The organism is Cellulomonas hominis (assembly GCF_014201095.1).
GTDB classification, from domain to species: domain Bacteria; phylum Actinomycetota; class Actinomycetes; order Actinomycetales; family Cellulomonadaceae; genus Cellulomonas; species Cellulomonas hominis.
Window position 1 is genome coordinate 2,842,167 of the sequence record NZ_JACHDN010000001.1, and the last position, 12,029, is coordinate 2,854,195.

Annotated in this window: 16 protein-coding genes; 6 read left to right on the forward strand and 10 right to left on the reverse strand. The window is 76.3% G+C overall.

Translation table 11 applies throughout. The features are described 5' to 3' along the window. Positions 1-36 precede the first annotated feature (36 nt). From HNR08_RS13370 to HNR08_RS13395, 6 genes are all read right to left on the reverse strand, one after another. Complete coding sequence (locus tag HNR08_RS13370; RefSeq protein ID WP_146838730.1) at positions 37-642, reverse strand: flavodoxin family protein; 606 nt, start codon at positions 640-642, stop codon at positions 37-39. Between the two features lie 27 nt (positions 643-669). Then, complete coding sequence (gene mqo / locus HNR08_RS13375) at positions 670-2,310, reverse strand: malate dehydrogenase (quinone) (protein WP_146838728.1); 1,641 nt, start codon at positions 2,308-2,310, stop codon at positions 670-672. 78 nt (positions 2,311-2,388) lie between these two features. Beyond that, positions 2,389-2,766: a PRC-barrel domain-containing protein gene (locus HNR08_RS13380; protein ID WP_146838726.1), complete on the reverse strand. Its 378-nt coding sequence runs from the start codon at positions 2,764-2,766 to the stop codon at positions 2,389-2,391. Further along, positions 2,753-3,175: a hypothetical protein gene (locus tag HNR08_RS13385; RefSeq protein ID WP_146838724.1), complete on the reverse strand. Its 423-nt coding sequence runs from the start codon at positions 3,173-3,175 to the stop codon at positions 2,753-2,755. Before HNR08_RS13385 ends, HNR08_RS13380 begins: the two co-directional genes overlap by 14 nt. Continuing rightward, positions 3,172-4,401, reverse strand: coding sequence for an NRAMP family divalent metal transporter (locus HNR08_RS13390; RefSeq protein WP_146838722.1), 1,230 nt, complete (start codon positions 4,399-4,401; stop codon positions 3,172-3,174). Before HNR08_RS13390 ends, HNR08_RS13385 begins: the two co-directional genes overlap by 4 nt. Then, positions 4,398-4,898, reverse strand: coding sequence for a hypothetical protein (locus HNR08_RS13395; protein ID WP_146838720.1), 501 nt, complete (start codon positions 4,896-4,898; stop codon positions 4,398-4,400). The genes HNR08_RS13390 and HNR08_RS13395 overlap by 4 nt, the downstream gene beginning before the upstream one ends. Before the next feature lie 99 nt (positions 4,899-4,997). Here HNR08_RS13395 and HNR08_RS13400 point away from each other — a divergent pair, with 99 nt between their 5' ends. The 4 genes from HNR08_RS13400 to HNR08_RS13415 are packed head-to-tail and all read left to right on the forward strand — an operon-like array spanning position 4,998 to position 7,252. Further along, on the forward strand, positions 4,998-5,189 hold the full coding sequence (locus HNR08_RS13400) for a hypothetical protein (protein WP_146838718.1): 192 nt from the start codon (positions 4,998-5,000) through the stop codon (positions 5,187-5,189). Continuing rightward, positions 5,186-5,707 (forward strand): hypothetical protein, encoded by a 522-nt coding sequence (locus HNR08_RS22760; RefSeq protein WP_146838716.1) that lies wholly within the window; start codon positions 5,186-5,188, stop codon positions 5,705-5,707. The genes HNR08_RS13400 and HNR08_RS22760 overlap by 4 nt, the downstream gene beginning before the upstream one ends. Continuing rightward, positions 5,704-6,735 (forward strand): NAD-dependent epimerase/dehydratase family protein, encoded by a 1,032-nt coding sequence (locus HNR08_RS13410; RefSeq protein WP_146838714.1) that lies wholly within the window; start codon positions 5,704-5,706, stop codon positions 6,733-6,735. The genes HNR08_RS22760 and HNR08_RS13410 overlap by 4 nt, the downstream gene beginning before the upstream one ends. Before the next feature lie 19 nt (positions 6,736-6,754). Then, positions 6,755-7,252, forward strand: coding sequence for a DsbA family protein (locus tag HNR08_RS13415; protein WP_146838712.1), 498 nt, complete (start codon positions 6,755-6,757; stop codon positions 7,250-7,252). 7 nt (positions 7,253-7,259) lie between these two features. On the opposite strand, the gene nhaA is transcribed toward HNR08_RS13415, so the two are convergent. Beyond that, positions 7,260-8,645 carry a Na+/H+ antiporter NhaA gene (gene nhaA, locus HNR08_RS13420; RefSeq protein WP_246803097.1) on the reverse strand — a complete coding sequence of 462 codons (1,386 nt, stop codon included), beginning with the start codon at positions 8,643-8,645 and terminating at the stop codon, positions 7,260-7,262. A 112-nt stretch (positions 8,646-8,757) separates the two neighbouring features. Between nhaA and HNR08_RS13425 the strand changes: the two genes are divergently transcribed. Then, entirely contained in the window at positions 8,758-9,582 is an 825-nt protein-coding gene (locus HNR08_RS13425) for an SDR family NAD(P)-dependent oxidoreductase (RefSeq protein WP_146838708.1), read from the forward strand. A 183-nt stretch (positions 9,583-9,765) separates the two neighbouring features. Here the strand turns inward: HNR08_RS13425 and HNR08_RS13430 are convergent, their stop codons facing one another. From HNR08_RS13430 to HNR08_RS13440, 3 genes are read right to left on the reverse strand one after another with little or no spacing between them, the layout of a single operon-like run. Continuing rightward, entirely contained in the window at positions 9,766-10,212 is a 447-nt protein-coding gene (locus HNR08_RS13430) for an HIT family protein (RefSeq protein WP_146838706.1), read from the reverse strand. Positions 10,213-10,228: 16 nt separating this feature from the next. Continuing rightward, positions 10,229-10,801 carry a DUF1697 domain-containing protein gene (locus tag HNR08_RS13435; RefSeq protein ID WP_183835051.1) on the reverse strand — a complete coding sequence of 191 codons (573 nt, stop codon included), beginning with the start codon at positions 10,799-10,801 and terminating at the stop codon, positions 10,229-10,231. A 2-nt stretch (positions 10,802-10,803) separates the two neighbouring features. After that, the gene (locus HNR08_RS13440; protein ID WP_146838702.1) at positions 10,804-11,367 is read right to left on the reverse strand and encodes an NYN domain-containing protein; all 564 of its coding nucleotides are present in this window, start codon (positions 11,365-11,367) and stop codon (positions 10,804-10,806) included. Positions 11,368-11,459: 92 nt separating this feature from the next. Here HNR08_RS13440 and HNR08_RS13445 point away from each other — a divergent pair, with 92 nt between their 5' ends. Further along, positions 11,460-11,972 carry a MarR family winged helix-turn-helix transcriptional regulator gene (locus HNR08_RS13445; RefSeq protein WP_246803096.1) on the forward strand — a complete coding sequence of 171 codons (513 nt, stop codon included), beginning with the start codon at positions 11,460-11,462 and terminating at the stop codon, positions 11,970-11,972. Positions 11,973-12,029 lie beyond the last annotated feature (57 nt).

Here is a 12,029-nt window from a genome sequence, read left to right on the forward strand (position 1 = left end):
CCGCGGCCCGGCCCGGCGCGTGCCCGGGCCGTGCGCTCAGGAGGCCGGCGGTCCCAGCGGCGCCGCCGCGAGCGCGCGGGCCACGCCGACGAGGTTCTGCGCCATCGCGCGGCCGGTGGACGCGCTCCAGTCGTGGCCCTCGTCGGTCTCCGCGTAGGAGGGGCCGGGGCCCGGGCCGCGGTTCCAGTAGGTCCAGCCCTGCGGGGCGATCGTGAACCCGATGTCCACCAGGGCGCCGGCCACCTCGGAGACGACGTGGTGCGCGCCGTCCTCGTTCCCCGTGACCACGACGCCCGCGACGCGGTTGTAGGCCACCGGGCGGCCGTCGTCGTCGGTCTCGGAGATCATCGCGTCCATCCGCTCGAGGGCGCGTTGCGCGTACGACGACGGGTGCCCCACCCAGGTCGGCGTCGCGACGACGAGGATCTCCGCGTCGAGGATCCGCGCCCGGATCGCCGGCCAGTCGTCGCCGTCGCCGAGGTCCGACGCGACGCCCGGCGGCAGGTGGTGGTCGGCGAGGCGGACGGTCGACACCTCGACCCCGTGGCCGACCAGGGCGTCCACGACGACGCGCGCCAGGGCGTCGGTGTTGGACGGCTCGGGGGACGGCTTGAGGGTGCAGTTGAGGACGACGGCTCTCATCGACCCACCGTGCACCCGGCGGGGCGATCAGGCGACCGGGGTGTCCCGGCGGCGGGGCGGCGAGGGGCGCGAGGGGCGGCGGCCCGCCGGGCGGGTGGCGGCCGGGCCGGGGTCGGCCGCGTCCGCGTCCGCCGCGTCCGCGTGCGCCGAGCCCGCGTCCGCCGGGCCCGCGTCCGCCGCGCCGGGCTCCGCCGGGTCCCGCGTCCCGAGGTCCGGGTCGGCGTGCGGGGCGTCGGCGTCGGCGGCCGTCCCGGCGGGGCCGGCCAGGCTCGGCATCATCCGCTCGAGCTCCGGGCGCCAGCCGGCGTACCGGTCCGGGAAGCAGCGGCGCAGCAGGTCGAGCATCGCCGAGGCGGCGGTCGACGCGCCGGGGGAGGCGCCGAGCAGGCCAGCGATCGACCCGTCCGCGGCGGTGACGAGCTCGGTGCCGAACTCCAGCACGCCACCGCCCCTGCCGCGCTTGATGACCTGCACGCGCTGGCCGGCGGTGATCATCTCCCAGGACCGCTCGCGGGCGGACGGCATGAAGCCGCGCAGCGTCCGCATGCGGGCCTCGCGGGTCGCCAGCACCTCGGTGACCAGGTACTTGAGCAGGTCGAGGTTGTGCAGGGCGACCGCGACGAGCGGCACGAGGTTCGACGGCCGGATCGTGCGGACCAGGTCCATCCAGGTGCCGTGCTTGAGGAACTTCATGCTCCACCCGGCGTACGGGCCGAACAGCAGCGCGGGCGTCCCGCCGACGACGCGCGTGTCCAGGTGCGGCACGGACATCGGCGGGGAGCCGACGGCGGCCTTGCCGTAGACCTTCGCCCGGTGCCGGCCGACCAGCGCCGGGTCGGTCGTGCGGAGGAACTGCCCGCTGATCGGGAAGCCGCCGTAGCCCTTGATCTCGTCGATGCCGGAGGACTGCAGCAGCCGCAGCGCGCCGCCGCCCGCGCCGATGAACACGAACCGGGCGTCCAGGGTGGTCCGCCGCGGGCTGGCGTTCCAGGCGCGGTCGACCAGGTGCAGCCGCCAGGTGCCGTCCCGGCGGCGGCGGATCCGGCGGACCTCGTGCTGCAGCCGGACGGTCGCGCCCCGGGCCTGCAGGTCGGCGACCAGGTGCCGGGTCAGCGCGCCGAAGTCCACGTCCAGGCCGTCGTCCGCGCGGGTGGCGGCGACGGGCTCGTCCGGGTGCCGCTGCTCCATGACGAGCGGGGCCCACTCGGCGATGGTGCCCGGGTCGTCGGTGAACCGCAGGTGCGCGAACCGCGGGTGCGCGGTCAGCGCGGCGTGCCGGCGGCGCAGGTAGTCGACGTCGCGCTCGCCGCGGACGAAGGTCAGGTGCGGCACGGGGGAGCGGAACCCGTCGTCCGGCAGCCGGCCTGCGGCGCGCAGGTGGTCCCACAGCTCGAGGGACAGCGCGAACTGCTCGTTGATCGTGACGGCCTTGGCGATGTCGATGCTGCCGTCGGCGCGCTCGGGCGTGTAGTTCAGCTCGCAGAGCGCGGCGTGGCCGGTCCCGGCGTTGTTCCAGGCGTCGGTGCTCTCCGCGGCGACCGCGTCCAGCCGCTCGACGACCTCGATCCGCCAGGTCGGCTCGAGCTCCGACAGCAGCGTGGCCAGGGTGGCGGACATGATCCCGCCCCCGACCAGGACGACGTCGACCGGCTCAGCACTCGAGGACACCGCTCGATGCTAACCGGCACGGACGCGCCCGGTGCACCATCCCCGGACCGTGGACACCAGGGACCCAGGTCCCGGGGCTCAGTCGCCGGTGTGCTCGGGCTCGGCGGGCTGCCGGTGCGTCGGCCCCGGCAGCATCGCGTCGTACCGCCGCGCGCCGGCGCGCAGGTGCACGCCGGCGTCGTCGACCGCCGCCACGTCGGACCAGTGCGCCAGGAAGGTGCCCCGGTGCCGCCAGCGGTACCAGCGGGCGATCGGCCAGGGCGACCGCACGTCCCGGCGCTCGAAGCCGAGGAACGACGTGCCCGTGCGCGGGCTCACCAGCAGCCCGTGCAGCCGCGGCGCGGCCAGCGGGCCGTCGGGCGGGCCGTCCAGCACGAACCGGACGTCCACCACGTAGCCGAGCGGCGCGCCGTCGTCGCCCAGGACCCGGGCGTCGAGCAGGTCACTGAGGATCATGGCGGCCTCCCGAGAGCCGGCCGACCACGTGCTCGCGGAGCCACCGCTCCACCCAGGTGACGTCGAGGGCGTCGCCGCTGACGCCGAGGCGCAGGGTCACGCCGACGTCCGCGACGTCCCGCCACGGGATCCGGTACCGGCGCGAGGCGGGCGGGCGGCCGCCGAACAGCCGGGTCCCGAGCACGGGGCCCGTCAGCAGGTCGGTGAGCAGGACGACGTCCGCGCCGCCCGCCGGGTCCGGACGCCCGTCCGCGGTGCGCAGCTCGGCGTCGTCGACCGTCGTCACCGGCGCCCGGTCGGTGTCCAGCACCTGCCGGTCCAGCAGGTGCAGCCGGGCGTCCAGGACCCGGCCCGCCGGCTGCGGCTCCGGTTCCGGGCGCGCCCGCGGGCGCCGCCGCCACGTCGTCATGCCCCCACCCCCGTCACGATCATCAGCGGGATCGCCGCGAGCGACGCCGCCAGGATCAGCACCAGGTACACCAGGCCGAGCGCGTTCGTCAGCCGGCCGTTCACCCGGTCGCCCATGTACTCCGGGTCGTTCGCCACCACGAGGATCGGCAGGTACGTCAGCGGCAGCGCCACCGCGGAGAACACCACCGAGTACTCGGTGAGCCGGACCGGGTCGACGCCGGTCATCAGCACCCCGACGCCGATCAGCAGCGTCACCGCCATCGTCACGTGGAACCGGGCGGCCTGCGCGGGGCGGCGGAACTTGCCCCACGACCAGCCGAGGTACTGCGCGAGCGTGTACCCGCCGGAGAGCGTGGTCTCCAGCGCCGCTCCGAACGTCGCCGCCACGAGGCCGACGATCACCACCGCCAGCGCGAGCTTCCCGCCGGCCTCCGCCACCGGCAGCACGATCTGCGACAGCGAGGACACCTCGATCGCCTGCGGCAGCAGCACCACGGCCGCGCAGCCGGCGATCGCGAGCGACAGCAGGCCACCGAGCGGGAACCCGACCAGCACGTTCACCCGCGACTGGGACAGGTCCTTCGACGTCCAGCCCTCCTCGACGGCGCCGGAGGAGAAGAAGAACACCTCGTACGGCGTCATCGCCGCGCCGAACAGCGCGATCGCGTAGTACCAGTACGTCGGCGCGGTCTCGCCCGGCGGCACGTGCGGGGCGACGGCCTGGTCGACCAGCGCGCCCCAGGCCGGCCCGAGCAGGAACAGCGCGACCGCGAACACGACCAGGCACAGCCCGAGCAGCCCCGTGACGTTCTCCATCACCGAGAACCGCGCCCGCCAGATCACCAGCCACACCGCCAGCGCCGCGACCGGGACCCACAGCCGCGGCTCCACGCTGCTGGCCAGCTGCAGGGCGAGCGCGATGCCGCCGACCTCCGCGGTCAGCGTCAGCAGGTTGATGACGAACGACGCGGACAGGTTGGCCAGCGCGACCCGGGGACCGAGGCGCTCGCGGATGATCTCGAACGTCGCCCGGCCGCTCACCGCCGCGACCCGGCCGGACATCTGCGCGAACAGGCAGATGCCGACGACGCCGACCACCACGGCCCAGGCGAGCGACATCCCGAACCGGGAGCCGACCACCGCGTTGGTCACCAGGTCCCCGATGTCGAGGAACCCGCCGATCGCGGTGAGCACGCCGAGGGCGACGCCGAGCAGCCGCTTCATCCCGTGATCCCGGCGCTGGCCGTCACCGCCACGTCGACGGCGTCGTGCGCCCCGTCGAGGTCCGCCACCAGCGGGTCCGGGACGGTGCCCCGGTCCGCGCCGGCCTGCTCCCCGGACGCGGTGATCCACGCCCCCGCGGCGACCACCGTCGTCGTCGCCCCCTGCACGGCCGCGAGCACGGAGTCCCGGGCGGCGGCCGTCCCGGTGTCCGGCGGGGCGAGCGTCGTCAGCGTGCGGGTCGCCTCCTCCAGCACCCGGACCGAGTCCGCCTGCGCGGTGTCGGCGGCCGTGACGGACAGGCGCTCGCGGCCGAGCAGCACGACCGCGGTCCGGACCGTCGCGACCGCGGACGCCGCCTGGTCGCCGGCGTCCTGGACGGACGCGAGCGCCTCGTCCGGCGACCGGTGCGCCTCGCCGACGGCGCACCCGCCGAGCGGCAGCGCCAGCCCGAGGGCGGCGACCACGGCGGCGGCGGAACGGGCCCGGCTGACGTGCATGGACGCATCGTGGCCCCGGGTCGCGGCTCCCGCACGGCGAGCACCGCGGGCGGCCGCGTTCCGGGTGCGGGCCGCCGCCGGTGGTGCCACCGTTGCCGCATGAGCACCGACGACACCACCCAGGGCTACGACCCCGCCGAGGACCCGGACGCCGACCCCGCCATGCTGAACCCGCGCACCGGCGGCCAGGCCGCCGGCGGCGACGAGGCGGACGCGGACACCGACGCCGAGCCGGCCAACCTCAACCCCCGCGCCGACGGCCCGGACGGCGGCGGCGCCGGCACCCCGTGAGGAGCCTCGACCGCACGCTGCTGCAGTCCTACCTCTCCGACCACCTGGCCGGGGCGGAGGGCGGCAGCGCGCGGTTCGGGCGGATGGCGGAGGCCTACGCGGACACCCCCCTCGGGCCCGCGCTGGGCCGGATCGCCCAGGAGGTCGCCGACGAGCGGGACTGGCTGCACGAGACGGCCCTGCGGCTGGACGTGCAGCCGAGCGGGCTCAAGCGGCTCGGCCTCGCCGCCGTCGAGCGGGTCGGACGTCTCAAGCCCAACGGCCGGCTGACGAACCCGTCGCCGCTCACCGCGGTGCTCGAGCTCGATCTCATGCGCGCGGCCGTCGTCGCGAAGCGCGGGCTGTGGGAGACGCTGGAGATCTGGGCCGACGACCTCGGGCTCGACCGGGGCCGGGTGCACCGGCTGCTCGAGCAGGCCGACGAGCAGGCGTCGACGCTGACCCGCCTGGGTGCGGTGGCGCGCGAGCAGGCGTTCGCGGCGCACGGCGAGCCGGGCGGACCGGGCGGCGCGTCGTGAGGGTCGTCGTCGTCGGGGCCAGCGGGAACGTCGGGACCGCGCTGCTGCGGCGGCTGCGGGACGACCCCACGGTCACCTCGCTCGGCGGCGTCGTGCGCCGGGTGCCGCGCGGCACCCCGCCCGCCCCGTACGACACGGTCGACTGGCACGCCGTCGACATCGGCGAGCCCGGGCCGGACGCGCCCGTGGTCGAGCGGCTGCGGCGGGCGTTCGGCGGCGCGGACGCCGTCGTGAACCTCGCCTGGCTCATCCAGCCCAGCCACGACCGCGACCAGCTGCGCCGGGTCAACGTCGACGGGATGCGCCGGGTGCTCGGCGCGGTCGTGGACGCCCGGGTGCCGCACCTCGTGGTCGCGTCCTCCGTGGGCGCCTACTCGCCGTCGTACACCGACGAGCCCCGGGACGAGGAGTGGGACACCGGCGGCGTGCGCTCGTCGGACTACAGCATGGACAAGGTCGCGGTGGAGCGGCTGCTCGACGAGGCCGAGCTGCGCTACCCGACCCTGGCGATCGCCCGGCTGCGGCCCGCGCTGGTGTTCCAGCACGCCGCGGGGCACGAGATCCACCGCTACTTCCTCGGCCCGTTCGTGCCGGCCGGGATCCTCGACAACCGGCTCCCCGTGCTGCCCTGGCCCGCCGGCTTCCGGCTCCAGGCGGTGCACGCCGACGACCTCGCCGACGCCTACCGGGAGACGATCGTCCGGCAGGCGCGCGGCCCGTACAACATCGCCGGTCCCGGGCTGGTCCGCGCCGCCGACGTCGCCGACCTGGTGTCCCGCGGCCGGTGGCGCGAGATGCCGCACGCGCCGGTCCGCACGGCGCTCGCGGCCGCCTGGCACGCGCGGCTCGCGCCGGTCGGGCCCGGGTGGTTCGACATGGGCGCGGGGGCGCCGGTGCTCGACACGGCGCGCGCCGAGCGGAGCCTGGGCTTCCGGCCGCGGTACACCGGGGTGCAGGCGCTGCGGCAGCTCGTCGCGGGGCTGGTGCGGGGCGCCGGCACGGCGAGTCCGCCCATGCGGCCGCGCTGAGCGGGGGATGCTGGGCGCCATGTCCGACGACCGCCTCGTCCTGGGCGACCCCGCCGCGCCCGTCACCGTCACCGAGTTCGGCGACCTGGAGTGCCCGTACTGCCGGTCCGCGGAGCCGGTGCTGCGCCGGCTGGTCGAGGAGTCCGGCGGCGGTGTGCGCCTGGTGTGGCGCCACTTCCCGCTGTTCCAGGTGCACCCGCACGCGCTGATCGCCGCGCTCGCCGCCGAGGCCGCGGCCGAGCAGGGGCGGTTCTGGGAGATGCAGCGGCTGCTGTTCGCGCAGCAGGACCGGCTGACCGAGCCCGACCTGCGGGCCGCGGGCGCGCGGCTGGGGCTGGACCCCGCGGCCGTCGCCGGGCCGGGCGCGCAGCGGTTCGCCGACCTGGTCGAGGCCGACTACGTCGCGGGGCTCGGGCTCGGCGTGCGGGGGACGCCGACGCTGTTCGTCGGTGGCGAGCAGTACCGCGGCCCGCTGGAGCTCGCCCCGCTGCGCGCCGCGGTCGCCGCGGCCGCCTGAGGGCCGGTCAGGACCCGGCGACCCACGGGCGCGGCGGCAGGCCGGGCGGTGGGTCCTCGTCGGGGCTGCACAGCGGCAGGCGGTCGCCGAGGATGCGCAGCAGCACCGTGCCGAGCACCGCCGCGACCAGCGACCCGGCGAGGATGCCGATCTTCGCCTGCTCCCGGAGCTCGCCGTCGAAGGCCAGCTCCGCGATGAACAGCGAGATCGTGAACCCGATGCCCGCGAGCACCGCGCCGCCGAGCAGGTGGCCCCAGCGCACCCGCCCGGGCAGCCGGCCCAGGCCCGTCCGGATCGCCAGCGTCGCGGCGCCGGTGATGCCGAGGGTGTTGCCGAGCACCAGGCCGACCGCGACCCCGATCGTCACCGTCGACGTCGCGGCCGCGCGCAGCGCCTCGGCGTCCAGCCGCACGCCCGCGTTGGCCAGGCCGAACACCGGCACGACGACGAACGCCGACCACGGGTGCAGCATCCGCTGCAGGCGCTCGCTCGCGGGCACCGCGGCCCGGGCGGCCAGCTCGGTGAGGTGCTCCCGGTCGGCGGTGGGCTCGGCGACCAGCCCGTCCGCCCACTGCGGGACCTGCTCGACGTGCCGCTGCGGCATGGCGCGCGAGGGGAGCAGCAGGCCGACCAGCACGCCGGCGAGCGTCGCGTGCACGCCCGAGGCGTTCACCGCGAACCACAGCGCGATCCCGACCAGGGCGTACGGGGTGAGGCGCCACACCCGGAGCCAGCGCAGGACGAGCATCGTGACCACGAGCGCCCCGGCGATCCCGAGGGCGACCAGGTCCACGCCGTCGTTGTAGAAGACCGCCATCACCGTGATCGCGCCGATGTCGTCCACGATCGCCAGCGTCAGCAGGAACAGCCGCAGCCGGTCCGGGCACGCCGGGCCGAACAGCGCGAGGATGCCGACCAGGAACGCCGTGTCCGTCGACATCACGACGCCCCAGCCGTGCGCCGCCCCGGTGCCCGCGTTGAACGCCAGGTAGATCAGCGCGGGGACCGCCAGCCCGCCGAGCGCCCCGAGCGCCGGCACGGCCACCGTCCGCCGGTCCCGCAGCTCGCCGCTGGTGACCTCCCGGTTGATCTCCAGGCCCACCACGCAGAAGAACACCGCCATCGCCGCGTCGTTCACCCAGTGGTGCAGGTCGAGGTCCAGCCCGAGCGGCCCGACGTGGAACCCGGCGGACGCCGACCACAGCGCGTCGTAGGAGTCCGCCAGCGGCGAGTTCGCCCACACCAGGGCGATCACGGTGGCCGCCAGCAGGAACAGCGCGCTGCCGGCCTCGGTCGCCAGGAAGTCGCGCACCGACGGGCTCACGGACGGCAGCCGCAGGCGCAGCGGCGGGCCGGGCACGGAACGGGTCGGGTCGATGGCGTCCGTGGCCACGGGCGGCTCCCTCAGCGGTCGGCGGGCGGGGCATGCCGCGGCCCCGTCGTCCGGAACGTCCCTGGAGGCGCCAGTATGCCGACGACGTGCGCCGGTGCGCGACGATGGGTCCATGACGAGCAGCCCGCGGACCGCGATCGTGACCGGAGCAGGACGAGGCATCGGGCGCGGGATCGCGCTCGGGCTGGTGCGCGCCGGGTGGGACGTCGCGCTGGTCGGGCGCAGCGCGGAGCCGCTCGAGGCGGTCGCCGCCCAGGCCCGGGCCGCCCGGGACGGGGCGCTCGTCGTCACCGAGGTCGCCGACGTCGTGGACCGCGCCGCGGTGAGCGCCGCCGTCGCGCGGATCGCGGACGCCTTCGCCGCGCGCGGGGGCGTCGGGCTGCTCGTGAACAACGCCGGGGTCATCGAGCGCCAGGAGGTCGACCTGGTCCGCGACGACCCGGACGACGTGTGGCGCGTCATCGAGACCAACGTGCGCGGGCCGCTGCTGCTCAGCCACGCCGTGCTGCCCGCGATGCTCGAGCGGGGCGGCGGCTACGTCGTGAACATCAACTCCGGCTCGGGTCACCGGCCGTCGCCGGTGTACACCGGGTACGGGATCAGCAAAGGCGCGCTCGCGCGGCTCACCACGATGCTCGACCGGCAGTACGCGGACCGGGGCGTGCTGGTGCTCGACGTCGCGCCCGGCGTCGTCGTCACCGACATGACCCGGTCGATGCCGGTGCACGACGACCGCTCCGAGTGGACGCCCGTCGAGGCGACGGTCGAGCTCGTGGACGCGTTCGGCTCCGGGCGGCTGGACGCGCTGCACGGGCGGTTCGTCCGCGCGGGCACCGACACCGCGGAGTCGCTGGCCGGGCTCGCGGAGCGCATCGTCGCCGCGGACGCGCGCACCCTGCGCCTGGCCCCGTACGGCGAGGACGACCCGGTCGCCTGACCCGCCGGCCCGCGCGGCCGCCCCAGCCCGCCCCACCCGCCCCTGCCGAGACAGGGCCTCCCCGTCGAGATCGGTCCTTCCGACCGAGATCGGCCGTTCTGCCGACCGATCTCGGTGCGGAGGACCGATCTCGGCGGAGGGTGACGTCGCGGCGCGGGGGCGGGGCGCGCCGGGGCGCGGGGGTCAGAGGGCGGGGGAGCCCAGGGCCGCGGGGACGTGGGCGCCCTCGCCCGCGGCGCGCAGGGCGTCACGGAGGCGCTCGGCGGCCGCGTCGAGCTGCTCCGCGGGGACGTCGTGCCGGGCGTTCGTGAAGCTCAGCTCGGCCTCGCCCCACGCCGGCAGGACGTGCAGGTGCAGGTGCGGCACCTCGAACCCGGCGACCAGCAGCGCGGCGCGGGGGGCGTCCCACGCGGCCTGCTGCGCCCGGCCGATCGTCTTCGCGACCACCACGAGGTGCGCGAGCAGGTCGTCGTCGGCGTCGGTCAGCTGGGCGACCTCGGCCCGCGGCACGACGAGCACGTGGCCGTCGGTGATCGGCGCGATGGTCCCGAACGCCACCGCCCGGTCGTCGGCCCAGACGAAGCGCCCGGGGATCTCGCCGTCGATGATGCGGGTGAACAGGGTGGCCATGGGCCCCACCGTACGGTCAGGCCGCGAGCTTGTCCCGCAGCGCCAGGACGGTGCGCCAGTTCCGGGCGGTGCCCGAGCGGCCGGACAGGCGGTCCAGGACGGCGGCCGTGACCTTCGAGCGGCCGATCCCGTCGGGGTAGTGCACGTACCCCTCGGCGCCGCGCCACGTCGCCCGCTCGCGGCCGTACCGGCCCAGGTCCGCGGTCCCGTCCTGCGCGGCGGGGCCGTCCAGGAACACGACGACGAGGTGAGACGGGTCGTCGGCCGCGGCGTCCGGGTACGGGTTCGCCGCCACGACGTCCTCGACCTGCGCGCGGGTGCGGACCGTGAGCGCGAGCGGGCGGCCCACCCGGTCGGCGAGGTCGGCGGTCAGCCGGGCGGTGAGGCCGCCGAGGGTCGCCGGGGAGCCCGCCGCCGGGGTGAGCAGCAGGTTGCCGGTGGCCAGGTGCGTCGCGACGTCGGCGTGCCCGAGGGCGGTCGCCGCGGCGCGCAGCTCGGCCATCGGCAGCGTCGACGTCCCGCCGACGTTGACCGCGCGGAGCAGCACGAGCAGGCGCTCGCCCGGGGGGACCGTCGCGTCGTCGGCCACGGTCACAGGTAGCGCAGCGGGTCGAACTCGTCGACCGGGATGATCCGCAGCCGGGGGAGCGTGACGTTGAAGGCCTTGACGTCCGACTCGAGGTCGAACGCCTGCAGGCCGCGGTCCGCCAGGTGCGCCAGCGAGGTGCTGGTGAACTCGCGGAACGCCAGCAGGCCGACGCGGCGGTCGCCGCCGAGCAGCGCCTCGACCTCGGGGGCGAAGTCGCCGTCGTGGGACGCGAGCAGCACGTCGCCGGGCCGGTCGGCCAGCGCCGCGAGCGTGCGCTTGATGCCGATGTCGACGACCTTGCCCTCGCCGGCGAGGGGGATCGGCTGGTACCCGATGGCGAGCAGGGCCTGCACGAACGACATCGGCAGGGTGCCGCTGGTGGCGTTGAGGAAGAACAGGCCCTTCGGCTCCTGGCCCCAGGTCCGCTCCGCGAAGTCCAGCACCCGCTCCCAGCGCGGGCGCTGCTCCGGCGTCGGCCGGCCGTTGAGGATCGAGGAGCCGAGGGTCGCGTCGATGTTCTCGCCGTCGACCAGCACGTACGTCGAGCGGACGCCGTCGTTCTGCATCCCGCCAGCGTACGGGAGGGGCGGGAACACGCGCGGGTGCGGCGCGGTTGCACAGGTGTATGCAGATGCATGGACCTTCGGAGGGTGGCGCGGTGACGGTGCAGACGGGGCACGCGGACCAGGCGGTGGACGTCCGGGCCGCGGCGGTCGCGTGGGAGGAGCTGTTCCGCGCGCAGGTCGCGATCATGCGCCGGCTGCAGCGCGACCCGATCTGGGACCGGATGACGCTGCGCGAGTACGACGTGCTCTTCACGCTGTCCCGCGCCCCCGGCGGCCTGCGGCTGCGGGACCTCGCCGAGTCCAGCCTGCTGAGCCAGCCGAGCCTGAGCCGGATGGTCGAGCGGCTCGAGGAGGCCGGGTGGGTACGGCGCGACCCGGCCCCCGGCGACGGACGCGGGATCCTCGTGGCGCTGACCGCCGAGGGCGAGGAGCTGCAGCGCGAGGTCGGCCGCCGGCACGTGCAGGCCATCGCGCACTACGTCGGCGGGGCGCTCGACACCGACGACCTGGCCGAGCTCACGCGGGTCGCCGGGGCGCTGCGGGCCGCCCAGCCGGGCATCGCGGACCTCGCCCGCGATGACGCTCGTCACACCGGCGACCGCTGAGGCCGCCGGTCACCGGCCCCCAGGACGCGGGGGGACCTCCGGCCCACGACTTCCGTG